Origin of the sequence: Micromonospora trifolii (genome assembly GCF_022229005.1) — a bacterium.
GTDB lineage: Bacteria > Actinomycetota > Actinomycetes > Mycobacteriales > Micromonosporaceae > Micromonospora > Micromonospora trifolii.
Genome location: NZ_JAKKFD010000009.1, coordinates 16,799 through 36,890 on the forward strand (window position 1 = coordinate 16,799; position 20,092 = coordinate 36,890).

The following is a 20,092-nucleotide window of genomic DNA, read 5'->3' on the forward strand; positions in this document are numbered from 1 at the left end:
GTCAGACGAGGCCGGCGTCGTGCACGAGCAGCGCCACCTGGACCCGGTTGTTCAGGTCCAGTCGGGTCAGCAGCCGCGAGACGTACGCCTTCACCGTCGCCACGCTCATGAACAGCTCCCCCGCGATCTCCGCGTTGGTCTGGCCGCGCCCCAGCGCGACCGCCACCTGCCGCTCCCGCTCGCTGAGCCCGGTGAGCTGTCGCAGCGCCCGTTCGCGGCGCGGGTCCGGGCCGACCGGGCCGGGGGCGGCGGCGGTCACGTGGGCGATCAGCGTCCGGGTCACCGTCGGGGAGAGCGTCGCCTCGCCCGCCGCGACCCGACGTACGGCGCGCACGATCTGCGCCGGTGGGGTGTCCTTGAGCAGGAACCCGGCTGCCCCGGCGCGGAGCGCCCGCAGCACCTGTTCGTCGGCGTCGAAGGTGGTCAGCACCAGCACCTCCGGCGGGTGCGGTTGGGCACGCAACGCCTCGGTGGCGGTCAGCCCGTCGACCCGGGGCATCCGGATGTCCATCAGCACAACGTCCGGGGCGTATGCGGCGACGGCCGCCGGCACCTCGCCACCGTCGGCCGCCTCGCCGACCACTGTCAGGTCCGGCAGACCGCCGAGGATCATGGAGAGCCCGGCCCGGACCAACGCGTCGTCGTCCACGATCAGCACGCGCACCGGCGGCGCAGCTGCGCCGTCCGGCCCGGTCGCGTCCGGCGGCCGGGTCGCGCCGTCTGGGCTGGTCACGCCGGCCACGGCAGCCAGGCCGCCAGCCGGAAGTCACCGCTGTCGTCCCGACCGTAGGCGAGTCGCCCGCCGGCCAGGGTGACCCGCTCGCTGATGCCGACCAGGCCGGTGCCCGCACCCGGCAAGGTGTCGCCCGCCGGTGCGCCGACCGGCCACCGGTTGCCGATCGCGACGGTCAGCCCGGCGCCCGGCCCGCCGGCCACGTCCACGGTGACGGCCGCGCCGGCCGCGTGCTTGCGGGCGTTGGTCAGCCCCTCCTGCACGATCCGGTACGCGGCCCGGCCCAGCGCCGCCGGCACCTCCCCCGGGCTGGCGACGCTGTCGCTGACGTTGACCCGCACCCCGGCCGACCGCGACTCGGCGATCAGGGCCGGCAGGTCGGCGAGGGTGGGCTGCGGCGGCTCGGGGGCGTCGCCGGCACCGTCGTCCGCCGCGCGGAGCACCCCGATCACCTCCCGTAGGTCCTGGAGGGCGGCGTGCGCACTGCCCCGGATCACCCCGGCGGCCCGGGCCACCTCGTCGGCCGGCGCGTCCGGGCGGAACTCCAGCGCACCCGCGTGCAGGCTGAGCAGCGAGATCCGGTGGGCCAGCACGTCGTGCATCTCCCGGGCGATCCGGGTGCGTTCGAGGTGGCGGGCCTGGGTGACACGCAGCTGCTGCTCCGCCTCGGCCCGCTCGGCCCGCTCCCGCAACGACACGATCAACTGCCGGCGGGCCCGGACGAACATCCCCCAGGCCAGCACGGCGAAGCTGAGCACCACGCCCCACGACGCGGTCTCCCAGTACGACATGGCTGGGTCCGGGCGCAGCCAACTGAAGACCAGGTTGGTGAGAAGGCCGGCGCCGGTGACCGCGACCGCCACGGCGGTCCGCCGGTGCACCACCACAGTGAAGTAGAAGATCAACAGTGGGATGGCCGAGGCCATCGAGAACAGCGACAGTGGTGTCGTGGCCACCAACACCCCGAGCGGCCACCGTCGGCGCAGCCAGAGCAGCCCGCAGCAGACCAGCCCGAGCAGCGCGTCCACGCCGGTCATCCAGGCGTGCGGCAGCGGAATGGCGATCGTCGGGTCGGGCGACAGGGCGTCGGCGGTGACGAAGAGCACCCAGAGCAGGGAGAGCAGGAACGCGAGCGTGTCCACGATCCAGTCGCGGGTGGTGCGGCGCGGATGGGTACGCGCACGATCGGCCGGCACGGCCAGCTCCCCTGGCAGCAGCCAGGGGTGCTCCGGGACGGCGAGGCTGGTCACGGCCCCATGCTAGGCAGCCGACGGGCACCACGACCAGCTACCAAAGTCGAGATCCGATGATCGACCAAGGTCGACGCGGCACCGACCGGTGGCCGCAGCGGATGGCCGGGCGGAGCGGGCAGGCTCAACCACATGATCACCGTGGAGAACCTCACCAAGCGATACGGGCCACACCCGGCGGTGGACGACGTCTCGTTCCACTGCGAGCCGGGCACCGTCACCGGCTTCCTCGGCCCCAACGGCGCCGGCAAGTCGACCACCATGCGCATGATCTGCGGGCTCACCGCGCCGACGGCCGGCCGCGCCACCGTCTCCGGTCGCCCGTATCGGGAACTGCCCAACCCGGGACGGGAGGTCGGGGTGCTGCTGGACGCCTCCGCCCAGCACGCCGGGCGCACCGGCCGCGAGGCGTTGACGCTGTCCGCGTACACCATGGGGTTGGACCGGCGCGAGGTCGCCGCGAAGCTCGACCTGGTCGGGTTGAACGCGGTGGCGGCGAAGCGTCGGGTACGGGCGTACTCGTTGGGCATGCGCCAGCGCCTCGGCCTGGCGCAGGCGCTGCTCGGCGACCCCCGGGTGCTGATCCTCGATGAGCCGGCCAACGGCCTGGACCCGGAGGGGATCTTCTGGATGCGCGGCCTGCTGCGCGACTTCGCCGACCGGGGCGGCACCGTGCTGCTCTCCTCCCACCTGCTGCGCGAGGTGGAGGCGGTCGCGGACCGGCTGGTGGTGATCGGGGGCGGCCGGATCGTGGCTCAGGGCGACAAGAACGAGCTGCTGGCCGGCGGCGGCACTGTGGTCCGGGCCCGCGACCGCGCGGCGTTGCGCCGGGCGCTGGAGGTGGCCGGGCTGAGCGCCGCCGACAGCTCCGAAGGGCTGCTCGTCCAGGCCGACGCCGAGGCGGTCGGCCAGGCCGCCGCCGATGCCGGCGTCGCGCTGGCCGAACTGCGCCCCGCCAGCGGCGGCGGCCTCGAACAGCTCTTCCTCACCCTGACCGCCGGCGAATCCACCAAGGAGGCCGTCCGATGACCACCACCGCGCCCGCCGCCGGCGCCGTCGCGCCCCGGCACCACACTCCGGCAAGTCGGCCGTCGCTGCTGCGCCTCAGCGGCGTTGAACTGCGCAAACTCGTCGACACCCGGGCCGGCCGCTGGCTGTTGATCACCATCGGCCTGATCGCCGCCGTGGTCGTCACCCTTCAGTTGATCTACGCCGAGGAGGCCGACCAGACGTTCGGCAGCTTCTTCGTCCCCTCGCTGCTGCCGGTGGGGGTGCTACTACCGGTGCTCGGCATCCTCTCGATCACCAGTGAGTGGTCGCAGCGGACCGCTCTCACCACGTACGCCCTGGTGCCCCGCCGGGAGCGGGTGGTGACCGCGAAGCTGGTCGCGGTCATGGTGGCGGCGCTCGGTTCGGTGCTGGCCAGCCTCGCCCTCGCCGCCGTCGGGACGCTGGTGGCCTCCGCCACCGGCGGCGCAGGCACCTGGCAGCTCGACGGCTCCCTGATCCTGAACGCGGTGATCCTCCAGGTCACCAGCGTGCTGATGGGCGCCGCCTTCGGTCTGCTGCTGCTCAACCCGCCGCTCGCCATCGTCGGCTACTTCCTGCTGCCCACCGTCTGGGGAGTGCTGGGCGAGATGGTCCGGCCCCTGCGCGGCCCGTCCGAATGGCTGGACACCAGCAAGACCATGGAGCCGCTGTTCAGCAGCGACGCGCTCACCGGGGAGCAGTGGGGGCGGATCGTCGTGTCCCTGCTGGTCTGGATGGTCCTCCCACTGGCCGCCGGCCTGTTCCGGACGCTGCGCCGGGAGGTGTCCTGACCATGGACATGGCCGGCTACCGTCCGCGCACAGTGGTCAGCGGAGGCCCGCTGGAGCTGGCGGTCCTGTGGGGTGGCTTCCCGCTGCTCGGGGCGGGCGCCGGATGGCTCCTCTCGGCGGCGACGGGCTGGCTCACCCGGCTGCCCTGGGTGCCGTTCAGCGACCTCATCGAGTGGTTGGACCGGCTGCCCGAGCCGCAGGCCACCGCCGGCACCATCGCGGTGGGCGTCATCGCCGGCCTGGTCATCGCCGGGATCGGCACCGCCGAACGGTTGATCGTCACCGTCGACGGGGCGCAGGTCCAGCTGCGCCGCTCCGACGAGAACCGGACCATCGCCCGGGTCGACACCCGGGTGGCCTTCCTCGCCGACAAGCACCTGGTGCTGCTCGACGCCGACGGCGCGGAACTGGTCCGGGAGTCGACGGACCTGCCGGCCGCCCAACTGGCGGCGGCGTTCCGGGAGCACGGCTGGGGCTGGGCGGACGACGACCCGCACCAGTCGGCGTACCGGCTGTGGGTGCCGGGCCTGCCCGGTCTGCCGGCCGGCGCGGACGCGCTGCTGCGCGCCCGGGAACGGGCGATCCAGCGGGACCGCCGCGACGACGCCCGCGAACTGCGCCGCGAACTGGGCCAGATCGGGGTGGTGCTGCGCGACGAGAGCAAGCGGCAGTACTGGCGGTTGACCACCCGGGCCCTCGCCCCCGGGCCGGAGCAGCCGACTTCGGCCGAGCGGGAGGCGGACGGGCGGTAGCGTCTGTCCCAGCAGACCCTGGGAGCCGCGCGATGACCGAACAGCAGCCGTACCGGGTGGTGTCCCGCCACCCCGGCTTCGAGCTGCGTCGGTACCCCGCCCACCTGGTGGCCGAGATGCAGATCCAGGCGTCGTTCACCCGGGCGCCGATCGAGGCGTTCCGGCCGCTGGCCGCGTACATCGGTGGCGCCAATCGGGCCCGGCACCCGATCGGCTCCGCCGCTCCGGCGATGGCGGCGGCCAGCGGCTCGGAGAAGATCGCCATGACCGTGCCGGTGGTGCAGATCGAGGGTGAGTGGCCGGGCGCGTACCTGATCCAGTTCGTCATGCCGGCCACCTTCACCACCGCCACCCTGCCCGAGCCGGTGGACGCCCGGGTGCGGATCCGCGCGGTCCCCGGGCGGCTGGCGGCAGCGATGCGGTTCTCCGGACGGTGGACGGAGCAGGCGTTCAGCCAGCGGGCCACCATGCTCGGTCGGTCGGTGACCGCGGCCGGGCTGCAACCGACCGGCGCCATCCGGTACGCCCGCTTCGACCCGCCGTGGAAGCCCTGGTTCCTGCGCCGCAACGAGGTGGTGCTGCCGGTCGTCGAGTGAGCTACCTGAGCCGCCGACGGTCCTCGACACTCGGCCGCGCCAGCAGCACTGCCATTCCGAGCCCGGAGAGCAGCCCGACCAGTGAGACCAGCAGGTCGGAGTCGGCGGCGTGGATCGGACTGTTGCCGGCGAGCGCGGTGAACGTCGCGCCGATCGGCATCATGATCATCATGGGGATGGCCGTGGCCACCAGGAACACCAACGGGCCCACCAAGGCGATGAGCGCGGCCAGGGCGTGGTGCCACCAGATCGGCCGGCCGCCCGGCCAGTCCCAGGCGAGCACTGTGACCCCGGTGAGCAGCACCGCCCCGAGAGCGACCTCCGGCAGGAGTCGTGCGCCGGGCGCTGTGGCACGGACCAGCCCGACGCCGAGCAACGCCACCACTGTGAGACCGACAGCCAGCCCGACCCGAGCCCGGGTCCGTGCCGGAGCCGCCGCCAGCGCGGCACCGACGGCCAGCGCCACCAGCAACGCCGCGGTGGCCAGGGCGCCCTGGTTCAGCTCCGGCTCCCGGTCGGTCGGTGATTCCATAGCGGCCGCCACCAGCGTCAACACCCCGGCCACGCAGGCAGCGCCGGTCAGCACCCGCCGGTTGGCCGCCGACTGCGTGCCGCGCTCCCCCGTCGACTGCGTGTCGGAATCCCGCGCCGGCGGCGTGACGCGCTCCCACCAGAGCAGCAGTGCCGCGACCACGCCCAGCACGCCACAGCCGGTGACGGCGAGCAGCACCGTCGCGCCGACGCCGATCGGGTCGGCCCTGTCGATCGCCACGTCGGCGGCGATCCAGCAGCCACCCAGCACCACCGCCGGGCCGCCCCACCGCACCCGCCCGCGCCCGGCCAGCACCAGCCCGAGCGGCACCGCCATGATCGCCATGAATCGCAGGTCGCGCGCCCAGTAGGCGTTGTTGCCCGGCAGGCGCTCCGACCACGGGCCGAGCGGCTCGGTCAGCGGTTGCCACGTGGTCATGCCGTACGCCCAGAGCGCGACGGCGGCGGCGGAGAGGAGCAGCCCGACCGGGCGCGCGGATCGCATCCATGGACGGTAGCGGGCCGATCGCCCTCCCGGGGGGGCACTGTCATCCGCCGACCGGTGAGCGGGCGGGACTGTGACGCAGCAGCCGCCACGTCGGCAGCACACTGGCCAGCACCGCGAGCAGCAGGCACAGCCCCACCACCCCGGCAATCACCGGCCACGGCACCACCAGGTCGACGGGGGCGCCGACCTGCTCGGCAAGGCCGGCACTGATGCTGAGCAGACCGACGAACGCGACAGCCCCACCCAGCACGGCACCGATCAGTACCACCAGGGCCGACTCGGCCGTGACCAGCCAGATGACCTGCCGTCGGGTCGCCCCAGCCATCCGGATCAGCCGCAGATCCGCGGCGCGGCCGGCGGCGGCCAGCAACAGCGTATTTGCCACCGCGATGGCCCCGTAGCCGGCGGACACCCCGATCAGCAGCACTGTGAAGAGCCAGACGAGGCGATCCTCGGCGGCGTCCGCCTCGGCCGCCCAGCCCGGAACGTCGAGGATCCGCGCGCCGACCGGCGGCTCGACGCGGTCCCGGACGTACACAGTGGACGTCAGCGCCGACGGGTCGTGCGCCCGCACCACGGCCCGGGGCACGAGCAGGTCGCCGGGGATCGAGGTGTCGTCAACCACGGCGACGACGCGCAACGACACCGACGTCCCGTCGGCGAAGACCACCGGGTACGGCTCGGACGGCAGCCGGTTCGCCGAGGCGGTGACCACAACAGTGTCATCGCCCTTCAGGTCGTCCAGCGAGCCGGCGACGACGGTGAGCACCCGGTTCGCCGCGGCGAAGCCCTCCGGATCCACGCCGAGCGCGGTCATCGGCTGGTTCTGCGGCGACGCTCCGGGGTCGGTGCCGTAGACGGTGGTCGGTAGCAGGGCGGTGCCGCCGGTCGCGGCGACGGCCCGGTCGGACAGGCCGGGCGCCCGGTCCGGCACCACGATCCAGCCGGCGTTCACGTTGTCCGCCCGACCTGCCGCGTACGCGGCGGTGCTGGTACGCACCATCCCGGACACCAGCACCGCGAACGCAACAGTGAGCAGCACCGGTGCGGCGATGGCGGCGGTCCGCCGGGTAGCTGTCAATGCCCCGCCCCGGACCAGCATCCCGATCGCGCCACCGGGCCGACGCACCGGGGAACGCAGCAGCCACAGCAGCGGCCTGACCACCACCGGGGCGAGCACCGTGGCGCCGGCCACCAACGCCATCACCGCGTAGAGCGCGTACTGCGCCCCCACCCGGGCCTCCTCGGCGGTCGCCGTGCCCAGACTGAGCACGGCTCCCGCCGCGAGGAGCAGCGCACCGGTGACGACGCGCAGCCGGCCGATCGGTCGCTGTTCCACAGCGGCGTCGCGTAGCGCCTCCAGCGGGCGGACCCGCGCCGCTCGGCGGGACGCCGACCAGACTGCCAGCAACGCGATCACCGGCCCGGCGGCGAGCGAGACCGCTATCGGCCAGAGCTCGTAGCGGACCCGGAAGGTCGACGGTTCGTAGCCGACATCGACCAGCAGCCGACCCAGCAAGGGGGCGAGCGCCGCGCCCACCAGCAGGCCGACGAGTCCCGCCGAGACGCCGACGGTGAGCGCCTCGGCGTACACCAGGCGGCGGATCTGGCGTCCGGTGGCACCGACGGCGCGCAGCAGGCCCAGCTCACGACGGCGCTGCGCGATGGTGAACGCGAAGGTGGAGGCGACCACGAACACGGTGACGAAACCCGCGAGGGCCGCCGTCGCGGTGAGCACCTGCATGCCGATCCACCGGGTACGGGCGTCGCCGCGTGGCTCCAGCGCACCACGGGCGGCACCGGTGAGCACCTGTCCGTCACCGCCGACGACTCCACTGGCCACCGTGGCGACCCGCTCAGGGTCGGCGCCCGGCGCGAGCACCAGCCCGATGGCCCGCACGCCGGGCGCGAGCGCGGCGGCAACATCGTCCGCCACATGGACGCCGGACCCGTCGACCAGACCGGTGACGGTGTACGACTCCGGGCCGGCGGCGGTCAGCACTGTGACCGGTGCACCGGCGGGCAGCCCGAGCGCGCTGTCGACGACCACCTCGCCGGGCCGGCGGGGTGGCTCGCCAGCCGTGAGGCGCAGCCCACCCAGTTGGGCGCTGGACCAGCCGTGTCCCTGGTGGGCGTCCTCCCGCCGGGTGTCGGCGGCGTAGGGCCGACCATCGACGAGCGGCTGCGCGTAGAAGGTGCGGTCCGGCACCGCCGCCACCACGTCCGGCAGGCCGGCCAGCCTGCCGACGAACTCCGCCGCTGTGGCCGCGGACCAGGGCCGGGTCGGCACGAACTCGTCAGCGGACGCACCCGACTCGGGGCTCTGCACCACGACCGCCGCCCGCGCCAGCCGGTCCGGCACCTGCGGGCGGCCGGAAGCGAGCAGCAGGGTGGCCGCCGCGACCAGCGTGACCCCGAGGGCGACGGCCACGAACGCGCTGGCCGACCGCCGGACGCTCAGCACGACGACTCCGCGACGATCTCCCGCTCGGCGATCCGGGTGGCGACGGCGGCGGCAGTGATCGGGCCGGTCAGATCGTCGACGACGCGGCCGTCGGCCAGCAGGAGGACCCGGTCGGCGTACGCGGCGGCGGCGGGGTCGTGGGTCACCATCACCACGGTCTGGCCGTGGTCGTCGACGAGTGCCCGCAGCAGCCGAAGCACCTGCCGGGAGGACGCGCTGTCCAACGCCCCGGTCGGTTCGTCGGCGAAGACCACCGCCGGGCGACTGATCAACGCTCGGGCCACGGCGACGCGCTGCTGCTCCCCGCCGGACAGCTCGCTCGGCCGGTGCCCGGCCCGGTCGGCGAGGCCGACGGCGTCGAGAGCGGCGGCGACGTCCCCGGCCGGCGGGCGGCGGCGGGCCAGGCGCGACGGCAACTCGACGTTCTGCGCGGCGGTCAGCGTGGAAACGAGGTTGAACGCCTGAAACACGAACCCGATCCGGTCCCGCCGCAGCCGGGTCAGCGCGTCCTCACCGAGGTCGTTGAGGCAGGTCCCGTCGATCGTGACGGTCCCCTCGGTCGGGCGGTCCAGTCCCGCCGCGCAGTGCAGCAGTGTGGACTTCCCCGAGCCGGAGGGGCCCATCACCGCCGTGAACGTGCCGCTCGCGAAGCCGGTGGTCACGCCGTCGAGTGCCGTCACCCGCCGGGTTCCGGTGGCGTACACCGCGCGCAGCCCCGTCAGGGTCACCGTGTCTGTGGTCATGGCCGTTACGGTGCCGAATGCCGGGGGTGCGGCGCGTCGTGCCGGGGCGGGCACTTTCCGGCCCTCCCCAGGGTGGACTCGGCGGCCCGCAACCGCCGGCAGGTCGTCCTGCGGGATGACCACCCGCAGGCGGACGCGGCCAGCCCGGCCGGCCGCTACCGTTCGACGGGTGACCGCTCTCCTGCTGACCCGACGGATGCGGCCGGTGGACCTGTACAGGGTGGACGCCCTGCTGGCGGTGGCCGTCGGTGGGCTGCTCTGCCCGTACGCCGCGCTGGAATCGCCGATGCACGGCGGCGTACGCGAGCCGCTCTGGGTGTCGGTGCTGGTCGGGATGGCCCTCGGGTTGCCGTTGGCCGTCCGGCGACGGTGGCCGACGGCGGTGGCCGTCGTGATCAGCTCGATCACCACAGTTGCCCTGGTCACCGGTGTGATACCCAACTTCGCGGCCGCCGCGCCGGCGTTCGCCATCGGCCTGTCCTTCTACACGGTGGCCGTGGTGACGCCCACCCGCCGGTCGATGCTCTGCGCCGCCGGTTGTCTGGCGCTCGTGAGCGTCGGCCTGGTGCTGACGGCGGGCGACCTCTGGTCGCGGACCGGCGCGGTCATCTACGCCGCCGTCATGGTCGCGCCGACCTGGGCGATCGGTTGGCTGATCCGGGAGCGACGCGCCCTCGCCACCCGGCAGAGCGACCAGTTGGTCCGTCAGGCCGCCACCGAGGAGCGGTTACGGGTGGCCCGTGAGCTGCACGATGTGGTCGCGCACACGCTGAGCCTGATCGTGGTGAAGGCGGCAGTCGCCAACCACGTCGCCGAGGCCGACCCCCGCGAGGCGGGCGCCGCGCTCCGGGTCATCGAGGAGACCGGCCGCACCGCGCTGACCGACGTGCGGCGGGTGCTCGGCATGCTGCGCGAGGACAGCCCGTACGCGCCGACGCCCGGGCTGGACGAGTTGCCTCTCCTCGCCCGGCAGGCGGCGATCGGCGGCGTCGACGTGCAGCTCGACGTACGGCGGGACGAGCCGGCCGGCGCGGTACCGGAGTCGGTGGGCCTCGCGGTGTACCGGATCGTGCAGGAGGCGGTGACGAACGTGGTGAAGCACGCGGCGCCGGCCGCCTGCCGGGCTACGGTGACCGTCCTGCCCGACGAGGTGCGGGTGGAGGTGACCGACGACGGCCGGCGGCCGGTCCTGCTCGGCGGGGAGGGGCACGGGTTGATCGGCATGCGGGAACGGGTGGCGGTGCACGGCGGGGAGTTCCGCGCCGGCCCACGCTCGGACGGTGGCTTCGCGGTGACGGCCAGCCTGCCCTACCGGGTGACCGCGTGATCCGCGTGCTGATCGCCGACGACCAGGCGTTGCTGCGTGGCAGTTTCCGGCTGCTGGTCGATCTCAGCCCGGACTGCACCACAGTCGGTGAGGCGGGCACCGGCGTGGAGGCTGTCGCGCTGACCGGGCAGCACCGGCCGGATGTGGTGCTGATGGACGTCCGGATGCCGGAGATGGACGGCATCGAGGCGACCCGGCGGATCTGCGCCGACCCGGCGACGGCCGGCACCCGGGTCATCATCCTGACCACGTTCGACCTCGACGAGTACGTCTACGGTGCGCTGCGCGCCGGAGCCAGCGGGTTCCTGCTCAAGGACACCCCACCGGCGGACCTGCTGACCGGGATCCGGGTGGTCGCCGCCGGGGAGGGGCTGCTCGCGCCGACGGTGACCCGCCGGCTGATCGACGAGTTCGCCCGGCAACCGGAGCCGACCCGGCCGCTGCCCCGGCAGCTCGACGGGGTGACCGATCGGGAACGGGAGGTGCTCGCGCTGATCGCCCGGGGCCTGTCCAACGCGGAGTTGGCCGCGCACCTCAACCTCAGCCAGGCCACCGTCAAGACGCACGTCGGGCGGCTGCTGACCAAGCTGGCGGTACGCGACAGGGCGCAACTGGTCATCGTCGCGTACGAGACGGGCCTGGTGGGGCCGGGCGGCCTACGCTGAGCCGGTCGGCCACATTCGAGGAGGAGCCATGACCCGGTACGTCGCCCTGCTGCGCGGGGTCAACGTCGGCACCACCCGGCTGGCGATGGCCGACCTGCGCCGGATCGTCACCGACCTCGGGCACGACGGCGTCCAGACGTACCTGCAGAGCGGCAACGTCGCCTTCGGCAGCACCGTGCGCGACGCGGAGAAGCTGGCCGCCGGGATCGCACGGGCGCTCACCGACGAGCTGGCGTTGACAGTGCCGGTGCTGGTGCGCAGCGGCCGGGAGTTGGCGGCGATCGCCGGCGGCAACCCGTACGCCGACCGGGAGGACGACCCGACGCGACTGCTGGTGGCATTCCTCGCCACCGCACCGAAGAAGTCCACTGTCGACGCGCTGACCGTGCCCGGTGGCGAGAACGTGTCGTTCACCGTGACCGGCCGGGAGGCGTTCCTGCACTACGTCGACGGCGGTTACGGGCGGTCGAAGTTCACGAACGCGTACCTGGAGAAGAAGCTCGGTGTCGTGGCCACCTCCCGCAACTGGAAGTCGGTGCGGGCCCTGGCGGAGATGACCGCCTCCTGACCACCGGGTGGGGGTCACGGCTCGGCGACCCCCACCGACGCTGCTCAGAAGTGGTACGCCGTCTCGTACTCGGGCACCAGCACCCGGCTGCGCGGCGAGATCCGGCGCACCGCCGCGATCATCTCGTTCAGCCGGGTGCGGTCGGTCGGGGCGACCGGCGGCGGGTTCTGCAACGCCGTCTCGAAGTTGTCGTAGTGCACCGGCACCACGACCTTCGGGTAGTCGAGGCCGGCCAGCAGCCGGGGCAGGTAGTCGCCGGTGGTGGTGGCGTTCTGCATGGCCACCATCGCCACGTCGGGCGCGAGGCCGGTGAGGTTCCGCTCGGCGACGTCGCTGGCCCCGGTGAAGTAGACAGACGGCCCGCTGTCGACCCGCAGCAGGTAGCCCAGCGTGTCGCCTTCCGGCAGGTCGGCGATGGTGGCCGGCTGCGGCGGCGGGCTCACCCGCACCCCGGGGAAGGCCACCGAGTACGACGGGTTGCGGCTGTGCAGCGAGCCGACGACCTCGACGCTGTGGTCGCCGAAGTCCAGCACCTCCCCACCCTTCACGGTGCTGAGCTGCGTCGACGGCAACCCGTAGGCCAACCCCAGGTGGTACGCGGTCAGCGTGCCGAACACCCGCGCGCCGGTGCGCTTGGCGATGTACGGCACGTCCATGAAGTGGTCCCAGTGGGTGTGCGTGACCAGCACCGTCATGGCCCGGTCGACGCGCGGGTCGATCACGTCGGTGCGCACCGTCAACGCCGTGTCGGTCTTGAACGCGCCGGTGAACAGCCCGGTGTCGATCCGGCTGAGGAACGGGTCGACGAGAACGGTGCGGTCACCGATGTCGACGCGCCAGCCGGCAGTACCCCACCAGCGGAAGCTGACAGCGCCCTTGCGGCGAGCGGTCGGTGTGGGCGCGGCGGTCGAGGGCGCGGCGTGGGCCGGGGTGGCGACGCCGGCGGCGAGGCCACCGGCGGAGACCAGTGCTGTGGTGGCGGCGGCGTCGCGCAGGAAGCGTCGGCGGTCGAGACTGGGCATGCGGATCTACTCCCCGTGGTCGGGCGATGTGTCGACCACGAGCCAACCAGCGGCACCGGGCCCCGGTCCAAGATCAAGGGCCGTCGGCTTCGATACGCAAGTGGATATCGGTAGTGCTCGGCGGGGGTGCGGCGACTCCCGGAGGGGTGCGAAATCAGTCGCCGCGCAGCGCCTCGACGGCCGTCCGGGCGGCCTCCCCCATCGCCAGGTCCACGTCGATGCGACGCGGGGTCAACTGTTCGGCGCGGGCGAAGACGGCGATCGCGTACCGGCCGCCGTCGGGGTACTCGGCGACACCGGCCTCCAGGTGGAACCCGGGCAGGGTGCCGGTCTTTCCGGAGACCCGGACGCCGGGCGGGAACCCGGCGGCCAGCCGGGTCCAGAAGATCTGCCGGGCCATCCAGGTGCGGACCATCGCGCAGGCCGCCGCCGGCCCGGCCTCGTCCCGCCAGATCAATGTGAGCAGCCGGGTGATCTCCCGGGCGGTGCTGGACGTGGTGTGCGCGGGGTCGAAGACCCGCATGGCCCGGACCCGGTCCGCCGGCAGCGTGGGGAAGATCCGGGCGAACTCCGCCTCGGTCCGGGCGCCCACGTCGGCGAGCATCATCTCGACCAGTTCCCGTGGACCACCGAGGATCTGGGTACGGGTCAGCCCCAGCTCGACGGCGAGCATCGGCAACAGGTCCGGGCCGACCCGGCGCAGCAGCAGGTCGGCGGCCGTGTTGTCGGTGACCGACATGGCGAAGTACGCGAGGTCGCGTAACGACACCTCGGCGTCGTCGGCGCACCCGGCCAGACCCCACCCGCCGAGCCGGTCGCCGGCGGTGACCACCACCCGCTCGGTCGGGTCCAACTGACCGGCCTCGACCTGCCGGGCGAACTCCAGCACCAACAGGATCTTGAAGATCGAGGCGATCACCACCTGCTCGTCGGCCCGCACCCCGACCTCACGAAGACCGCCGCCGACCGGTCCGCCGCCCTCGACGGCGTCCAGGTCGACGGCGTCCAGGTCCGCGACGTGCAGGCTGGCCGTCACCCCGACGGCGGCGAAGATGGCCCTGATGCGTTCCTCCACGTCCACGTCAGCACGGTATCCAGCACCGCAGTGGCCGCGCTGGCGTAGGGTCCCGGCCGTGGATCTGCTCCGGCACCTGCGGCACTTCGTGGTGGTCGCACACGAACTGCACTTCGGCCGGGCCGCGGAGTTGCTCGGGATGGCCCAGCCGCCGCTGAGCCAGTCGATCCAGCGGCTGGAACGGGAGCTGACTGTCGAGCTGTTCGACAGGTCCCGCCGCCAGGTACGCCTCACCACCGCCGGTGAGCTACTGCTCGGCGAGGCGGAGGAGTTGCTCGCCGGCGAGGGTCGACTCCGCAGCCTGATGAGGCAGATCCGCGCCGGTGAGCTGGGCGTACTCCGGGCCGGGGTGCCACCGGAGACGCCCGCCGTGACGCTGCGTTCGCTGCTGGACGCGCTCACCACCCGGGCGCCCGGCCTGGACGTGGAGCTGCACGAGCTGACCACTGCCGAGCAGGTGCGGATGCTCACCGAGCGGACCCTCGACGTGGGGCTCGTGCATCACCCGGTGGCGGCGGACGGGCTGCGCTTCGGCGCCCCGGTCGACGTACCCCTGGGGGTGCTGCTGCCGCGCACCTCGCCGCTGGCCCGCGGCCGCGAGGTGACGCTCGCGTCGCTGGCCGGTCTGGATCTGGTGGCCGCGCCGCGCGCCACCGCCCCCGGCTGGCACGACCACCTGCTGGCGGTGTGCCGGCAGCACGGTTGGCGTCCGGCCCGGGTGCGTCCGGCCCGCAACCCGGAGTTCCTCTTCGGGCTGGTGCTGGCCGGAGGCGGGGTGGCAGTGGAACCGGCGGCGGTGGCCCGCCGTGAACCCCGGATGGCCTGGCGGCCGATCGGCGACGCGCCGCTGGCCAAGCGCACCTCGGCGGCCTGGCCGGACCGCTCGGCGCACCCGGCGGCGGCGATGTTCGGCCAACTCGCCGCTGAGGTGCTGGCCGACGCCGAGCCCACCGCGCCCGAGCCACCCGCGACGTCGGTGCCGGCGGCACGGCCGTGGCCGGTGCTGTTCGACACGACCGGGTGAACCGATGCGCCGTTGCGTTCGTCACCCTCGGTTGGGCGGTGGATCGTCCACAGACCCGGGTATGGATGACAGGTAACGAAGACGCGAAGGAGCCGCAGTGGCACTCACGATTCCCGACATCAGCCTGAACGACGGCAACACCATTCCGCAGCTTGGCTTCGGGGTGTTCCAGATCGAGCCGAAGGACACCGTCGCGGCGGTGACCACCGCCTTTGAGGTGGGCTACCGGCACATCGACACCGCTGAGATGTACGGCAACGAGGCCGAGGTCGGCGAGGCGGTACGCGTGTCCGGCCTCGACCGGAGTTCGGTCTACGTGACCAGCAAGCTGAACAACGGCTTCCACCGCCCCGACGACGCCCGCAGGGCGTTCGACTCGACGCTGGCGGCGCTGAAGATGGACTACATCGACCTGTTCCTGATCCACTGGCCGCTGCCGACCCTGTACGACGGCGACTACGTCTCGACCTGGAAGGTGCTGGAGGAGTTCCAGCGCGACGGCCGGGCCCGCTCGATCGGCGTGTCGAACTTCCAGGTGTCGCACCTGGAGCGGCTGGCCGCCGAGGCGAGCGTCGTGCCGGTGGTCAACCAGATCGAGGCGCACCCGTACTTCGGCAACGACGAGGTCCGCGCCTACGGCCGTGAGCACAACATCCTCACCGAGGCGTGGTCGCCGATCGCGCAGGGCAAGGTGCTCGACGACCCGACGGTGGTCGACATCGCCGGGCAGCTCGACCGGACCCCGGCGCAGGTGGTGCTCCGCTGGCACGTGCAGCGCGGCGACATCATCTTCCCGAAGTCGACCACCCCGAAGCGGATCGAGGAGAACACCCGGATCTTCGACTTCGAGTTGGACGACGCGGCGATGGAGCGGATCACCGCGCTGAACAAGGGCGAGGCCGGTCGGCAGGGCCCGAACCCGGACACCTTCGCCTACCTGCCCAACTGACGCTCGAATGATGGTGATGCCGCTCAGTCATCTTGATGACTGAGCGGCATCACGCTCGCCCTTGGGTTCACGAGCCGACGCGCTCGGCGATCCGGCGGAACACCGCGTGGGTCGCCGATCCCGGCTCGGGGACGTAGACGATCATCCGCTGCTCGGTCTCCGGCACCAGCAGCACGCGGCACTCGAACTCCAACGGCCCCAGGTCGGGGTGTGGCACCCGCTTGACCACGGGCCGGCGTGCCTCCACCTCATGTTCGGCCCAGAGCCCGGCGAACCGGGGCGAGGTGCCGAGCAGTTCGGTGACCAGCTCACGGATCGCCGGGTCGTCCGGATAGCGACCGTAGGCGGCGCGCAGGTCCGCCACCGTGCTGTGCACGAACCGGCGGGCGTCGGCGTCGGTCCAGTGGGCCTCGGTCACCGGCTGCCGGAACGTCCACCGGATCATGTTGCGGTCCGCGTCGGGCACGGCCGCGAGATCCCCCACGAAGTACGTGGCAAGCCGGTTCCAGGCCAACACCTGGTACGCGGCGTCGACGAGGTACGCCGGAGTCTCAGTCATCGCGTCGATCAGGTGCCTCAGCCCGGGGGTCACCTCCCGGCTCGGCCCGCCGGCCGGCAGCGGATTCTCCCCGGCGACCCGGAACAGATACTCGCGCTCGTCCCGACTGAGCAGCAGCGCCCGGGCCATCGCGGCGAGCACCTGCCGCGACGGGTGCGGTCCTCGGCCCTGCTCCAGCCGGATGTAGTAGTCGATCGACATGCCGGCGAGCTGGGCGACCTCCTGTCGGCGCAGCCCGGGGGTGCGTCGGCGTTCACCCTCGGGGAGCCCGACCTCGGCGGGCCGCAACCGGGCGCGGCGGGTACGCAGAAACGCCGCCAGTTCGTCACGCCGCAGCCCGCTGCTCGTCATGCCCCCAGCATGCCTCGATGCGGGCCGGCGAAGGTGGTACCGCCGGTCCCAGCCTCCGCCCGTCTCTCCCCGAACGCGGCCAGCCCGGCGAGGCTCGACGTCATGACGAACATGACCGCCCTGATCACCGGGGCCAACAAGGGGATCGGCTTCGCCACCGCCCGGCAGCTCGGCGCCCTCGGGATGACAGTGCTGGTGGGCGCGCGGGACGCCGAGCGGGGCCGGGCAGCGGAGCGGGAGCTACGCGACGGCGGCGCGGACGCGGTGTTCGTGCCACTCGACATCACCGACGCCGAGTCGGTGACGGCCGCCACGAAGCGGGTGGAGGCGGAGTACGGCCACCTGGACGTGCTGGTCAACAACGCCGGCATCATCCTCGCCGACGGCGCGCGAGGGCTGCCCAGCGAGACGACAGTGGCGACGCTGCGCCGGCTGTACGAGACGAACGTCTTCGGGGTGGTGGAGGTGACCAATGCTCTGCTGCCGCTGCTGCGCCGGGCACCGGCCGCCCGGATCGTCAACGTGTCGAGCGAGGTCGGATCGATCGCGGTGATGACCGACCCGAACGGCGCGCTGTTCGAGCTGACCTCCGTGCCGTACCCGTCGTCGAAGGCGGCGCTGAACATGCTCACCGCGATGTACGCCAAGGAGCTGCGGGACACCCCGATCAAGGTGAACGCGGCGAACCCGGGCTATTGCGCCACCGACCTCAACAGCAACAGCGGCTTCCGCACCGCCGAACAGGGCGCCGAGGTGAGCGTGCACCTGGCGACGCTGCCGGCCGACGGGTCGAACGGGCTGCTCTGGGGCTTCCAGATGGACGCCGGCGGCGGGTACGGCGTGCTGCCCTGGTGACTGAGCGCTTGACCTGGAGCGCGCTCCAGCCGGCAGTGTGACTCGTGCGCCCACCGGTAGGGCGCACGAGAGGAGACCCCCATGCGGTACCGCACGATCGGCGCCGACCCGGCGACCCGGCGCGAGGTCAGCGTGCTCAGCCTCGGCGCGATGCTCTTCGGCAGCGCCACCGACGAGGCCACCTCGTACGCGATCCTCGACCGGTACGTCGAGGCCGGCGGCACGTTCATCGACACGTCGGACAACTACGCCTTCTGGGTGGACGGCGGGCAGGGCGGGCAGAGTGAGGAACTGCTCGGCCGGTGGCGGCGCAGCCGGGGCGTCGGCGCCGAGATCGTCATCGCCACCAAGCTGGGCGCCCGACCGCTGGCCCCGGGCACCAGCTACCTCGACAACGCCGAGGGCCTCTCCGCCAAGGTGATCCGCGAGTCGGCGGAGCGCAGCCGGGAACGGCTCGGGGTGGAGCGGCTGGACCTGCTCTACGCGCACATCGAGGACCGGACCGTGCCGCTCCAGGAGACCGTGGAGGGCTTCGCCGAGCTGGTCGCCGAGGGCACTGTGGGTCTGTTGGGCGCCAGCAACCACCGGGCCTGGCGGGTGGAGCGCGCCCGCTCGTTGGCCGCCGCCGCCGGCCTGCCGGGGTACGAGGTGCTCCAGTACCACCGCAGTTACCTGCCGAACCGCACCGACCTGGTCAGCGACCTGGACCCGGACGGCGAGCCGGGCGGCGTCAGCGGTGACCTGCTCAGCTATCTGCGGGCCGAGCCCGAGCTGACCCTGGTGGCGTACTCGCCGCTGCTCAAGGGTGCGCTCACCCGGGCGGACAAACCGCTCAGCTCGGCGTACGACCTGCCGAGCGCGCCCCGGCGACTGGCCGCGCTGCGGGAGGTGGCCGGGCAGAGCGGCGCGACCGTCAACCAGGTGGTGCTCGCCTGGTTGCTGGGCGGCGAGCTGCCGTCCATTCCGCTGGTGGGCGCCTCGTCGGTGGCGCAACTGGAGGAGAGCCTGGCGGCTGTCGACCTGGAGCTGACCGCCGAGCAACGGCACCGCCTCGACACCACCTGGTGACCCGACACCGGCCGCCCCGCCGACCTCAGCTCGCGGTCGGTGGGGCGGTCAGGTCGAGCTGCCAGTCGTTGGCCCGCATCATCTGCCCCGGCGGGTATTCGAAGCCGGTCTCGCCGAGCAGCGTGAAGCCGGCCTTGCGGCACACGGCGTTCGAGGCGGGGTTGTCGACCGAGGGGTAGGCGTGGGCGTAGTGCCGGTCCCGTCGGGCGCGAGCGACGTCCACCACCGCGCGCACCGCCGCCGTGGCCAGCCCCTGCCCCCGGTACGCGGGCAGCACCGCCCAGCCCATCTCGTACACCGGCCGCTCACGCCACTCGCGGGCCCAGTAGCCGACGCTGCCCGCCCGTGCCCCGTCCGGCAGGACCAGCGTGAACATGCAGCCCTGCTCGGTGCCCGAGAAGTGCACATACCGGTCGTGCCGGGCGAGCACCTGCTCGTCGGTCTCCGGGCCGCCGGTGTGCTTGCGGGTGTCCGGTGAGTTGAGCTGCCGCAGCAGGTCGAGGTCGTCCTCGTGCCACGGCTCGATGCGTACCTGTGCCATCCCGCTCCCCCATTCGTCGACCCCAGTCAAGCCGATCCCACCGACATTTCGCCCCGAACCGCCCCCGCTAGATCGGATCTAGCGGGCGCGTGTCGTCACCTCGCGCCTTCTCAGTGTGGAAGGGGGGTGGCCATGACGCAGTTGCGGATCGCCGTGATCGTCGGCAGCACCCGGGAGGGGCGGGTCGGCGACCGGCTCGCCCACTGGTTCGTCGAGCAGGCCGAGCGGCACGACGACCTGGCGGTGACTGTCGTTGACCTGACCGAGTACGACTTCCCGGCCACCTACCCCGCCGAGCCGACACCGTCCATCCGGGCGTTCGTCCGCGAGGTGGGCCGGGCGGACGCGTTCGTCGTGGTCACCCCCGAGTACAACCACAGCTTCCCGGCATCCCTGAAACAAGCCATCGACTACGCGTACGACGAGTGGCAGGCCAAAGCGGTCGGCTTCGTGTCGTACGGCTGCCGGTCCACCGGCCTGCACGCGGTCGACCAACTACGTACCGTCTTCACCGCACTGCACGCGATGACGGTGCGCGACGTCGTCGGGATCGACCTGCTCGCCGGCGAGCCGACCGCCCAGTGCACCGACGAACTGCAACGCGACGTCGACGTCCTGCTCGACCAGCTGCGCTGGTGGGGTCTGGCACTGCGCGATGGCCGGGCGGCTCGGCCCTACGTCTCCTGAACAC

General features: G+C 72.9%; 21 protein-coding genes. 12 read left to right on the forward strand and 9 right to left on the reverse strand.

Annotation, left to right across the window (positions count from 1 at the left end; translation table 11 throughout):
* Position 1: 1 nt before the first annotated feature.
* On the reverse strand, positions 2-751 hold the full coding sequence (locus tag NIE79_RS06275) for a response regulator (RefSeq protein WP_238677770.1): 750 nt from the start codon (positions 749-751) through the stop codon (positions 2-4).
* Positions 730-1,983: a sensor histidine kinase gene (locus NIE79_RS06280; RefSeq protein ID WP_238677643.1), complete on the reverse strand. Its 1,254-nt coding sequence runs from the start codon at positions 1,981-1,983 to the stop codon at positions 730-732. The genes NIE79_RS06275 and NIE79_RS06280 overlap by 22 nt, the downstream gene beginning before the upstream one ends.
* 132 nt (positions 1,984-2,115) lie before the next feature.
* Here NIE79_RS06280 and NIE79_RS06285 point away from each other — a divergent pair, with 132 nt between their 5' ends.
* Genes NIE79_RS06285 through NIE79_RS06300 form a run of 4 tightly spaced genes read left to right on the forward strand, consistent with a single transcriptional unit; the run spans position 2,116 to position 5,151 of the window.
* Positions 2,116-3,012, forward strand: coding sequence for an ABC transporter ATP-binding protein (locus NIE79_RS06285; RefSeq protein WP_238677644.1), 897 nt, complete (start codon positions 2,116-2,118; stop codon positions 3,010-3,012).
* Complete coding sequence (locus NIE79_RS06290; RefSeq protein WP_238677645.1) at positions 3,009-3,803, forward strand: ABC-2 transporter permease; 795 nt, start codon at positions 3,009-3,011, stop codon at positions 3,801-3,803. Before NIE79_RS06285 ends, NIE79_RS06290 begins: the two co-directional genes overlap by 4 nt.
* Positions 3,804-3,805: 2 nt before the next feature.
* Positions 3,806-4,555, forward strand: a complete 750-nt coding sequence (locus NIE79_RS06295; protein ID WP_238677646.1) for a YqeB family protein — start codon at positions 3,806-3,808, stop codon at positions 4,553-4,555.
* Positions 4,556-4,587: 32 nt separating this feature from the next.
* Entirely contained in the window at positions 4,588-5,151 is a 564-nt protein-coding gene (locus NIE79_RS06300) for an SOUL family heme-binding protein (RefSeq protein WP_238677647.1), read from the forward strand.
* Position 5,152: 1 nt separating this feature from the next.
* Here the strand turns inward: NIE79_RS06300 and NIE79_RS06305 are convergent, their stop codons facing one another.
* From NIE79_RS06305 to NIE79_RS06315, 3 genes are read right to left on the reverse strand one after another with little or no spacing between them, the layout of a single operon-like run.
* Positions 5,153-6,187, reverse strand: coding sequence for a hypothetical protein (locus tag NIE79_RS06305; protein ID WP_238677648.1), 1,035 nt, complete (start codon positions 6,185-6,187; stop codon positions 5,153-5,155).
* Between the two features lie 43 nt (positions 6,188-6,230).
* Positions 6,231-8,654 (reverse strand): ABC transporter permease, encoded by a 2,424-nt coding sequence (locus NIE79_RS06310; protein ID WP_238677649.1) that lies wholly within the window; start codon positions 8,652-8,654, stop codon positions 6,231-6,233.
* Positions 8,648-9,397 carry an ABC transporter ATP-binding protein gene (locus tag NIE79_RS06315; RefSeq protein ID WP_238677650.1) on the reverse strand — a complete coding sequence of 250 codons (750 nt, stop codon included), beginning with the start codon at positions 9,395-9,397 and terminating at the stop codon, positions 8,648-8,650. The genes NIE79_RS06310 and NIE79_RS06315 overlap by 7 nt, the downstream gene beginning before the upstream one ends.
* Positions 9,398-9,566: 169 nt before the next feature.
* Between NIE79_RS06315 and NIE79_RS06320 the strand changes: the two genes are divergently transcribed.
* The 3 genes from NIE79_RS06320 to NIE79_RS06330 are packed head-to-tail and all read left to right on the forward strand — an operon-like array spanning position 9,567 to position 11,957.
* Positions 9,567-10,724 carry a sensor histidine kinase gene (locus NIE79_RS06320; protein WP_238677651.1) on the forward strand — a complete coding sequence of 386 codons (1,158 nt, stop codon included), beginning with the start codon at positions 9,567-9,569 and terminating at the stop codon, positions 10,722-10,724.
* Positions 10,721-11,389 carry a response regulator gene (locus NIE79_RS06325; protein WP_124820667.1) on the forward strand — a complete coding sequence of 223 codons (669 nt, stop codon included), beginning with the start codon at positions 10,721-10,723 and terminating at the stop codon, positions 11,387-11,389. The genes NIE79_RS06320 and NIE79_RS06325 overlap by 4 nt, the downstream gene beginning before the upstream one ends.
* A gap of 28 nt (positions 11,390-11,417) precedes the next feature.
* The gene (locus NIE79_RS06330) at positions 11,418-11,957 is read left to right on the forward strand and encodes a DUF1697 domain-containing protein (protein ID WP_238677652.1); all 540 of its coding nucleotides are present in this window, start codon (positions 11,418-11,420) and stop codon (positions 11,955-11,957) included.
* A gap of 44 nt (positions 11,958-12,001) precedes the next feature.
* Here NIE79_RS06330 and NIE79_RS06335 read toward each other — a convergent pair whose 3' ends face one another.
* Both NIE79_RS06335 and NIE79_RS06340 read right to left on the reverse strand, forming a co-directional pair.
* A complete protein-coding gene (locus NIE79_RS06335) occupies positions 12,002-12,979 on the reverse strand; it encodes an MBL fold metallo-hydrolase (RefSeq protein ID WP_238677653.1) in 978 nt (325 codons plus the stop codon).
* 154 nt (positions 12,980-13,133) lie between these two features.
* Positions 13,134-14,060 (reverse strand): serine hydrolase, encoded by a 927-nt coding sequence (locus NIE79_RS06340; RefSeq protein ID WP_238677654.1) that lies wholly within the window; start codon positions 14,058-14,060, stop codon positions 13,134-13,136.
* 52 nt (positions 14,061-14,112) lie between these two features.
* Here NIE79_RS06340 and NIE79_RS06345 point away from each other — a divergent pair, with 52 nt between their 5' ends.
* Entirely contained in the window at positions 14,113-15,078 is a 966-nt protein-coding gene (locus tag NIE79_RS06345; protein WP_238677655.1) for a LysR family transcriptional regulator, read from the forward strand.
* A 97-nt stretch (positions 15,079-15,175) separates the two neighbouring features.
* A complete protein-coding gene (locus tag NIE79_RS06350; RefSeq protein WP_238677656.1) occupies positions 15,176-16,027 on the forward strand; it encodes an aldo/keto reductase in 852 nt (283 codons plus the stop codon).
* A gap of 67 nt (positions 16,028-16,094) precedes the next feature.
* Here NIE79_RS06350 and NIE79_RS06355 read toward each other — a convergent pair whose 3' ends face one another.
* Entirely contained in the window at positions 16,095-16,937 is an 843-nt protein-coding gene (locus NIE79_RS06355) for a helix-turn-helix transcriptional regulator (RefSeq protein ID WP_238677657.1), read from the reverse strand.
* 102 nt (positions 16,938-17,039) lie between these two features.
* On the opposite strand from NIE79_RS06355, the gene NIE79_RS06360 reads away from it, so the two are divergent.
* Positions 17,040-17,792 carry an SDR family oxidoreductase gene (locus NIE79_RS06360; protein WP_238677658.1) on the forward strand — a complete coding sequence of 251 codons (753 nt, stop codon included), beginning with the start codon at positions 17,040-17,042 and terminating at the stop codon, positions 17,790-17,792.
* 81 nt (positions 17,793-17,873) lie between these two features.
* Positions 17,874-18,860 carry an aldo/keto reductase gene (locus NIE79_RS06365; protein ID WP_238677659.1) on the forward strand — a complete coding sequence of 329 codons (987 nt, stop codon included), beginning with the start codon at positions 17,874-17,876 and terminating at the stop codon, positions 18,858-18,860.
* A 25-nt stretch (positions 18,861-18,885) separates the two neighbouring features.
* Here the strand turns inward: NIE79_RS06365 and NIE79_RS06370 are convergent, their stop codons facing one another.
* Positions 18,886-19,401, reverse strand: coding sequence for a GNAT family N-acetyltransferase (locus NIE79_RS06370; protein ID WP_238677660.1), 516 nt, complete (start codon positions 19,399-19,401; stop codon positions 18,886-18,888).
* Between the two features lie 132 nt (positions 19,402-19,533).
* Between NIE79_RS06370 and NIE79_RS06375 the strand changes: the two genes are divergently transcribed.
* Entirely contained in the window at positions 19,534-20,088 is a 555-nt protein-coding gene (locus NIE79_RS06375) for an NADPH-dependent FMN reductase (protein WP_238677661.1), read from the forward strand.
* The last annotated feature ends 4 nt before the right edge of the window (positions 20,089-20,092 follow it).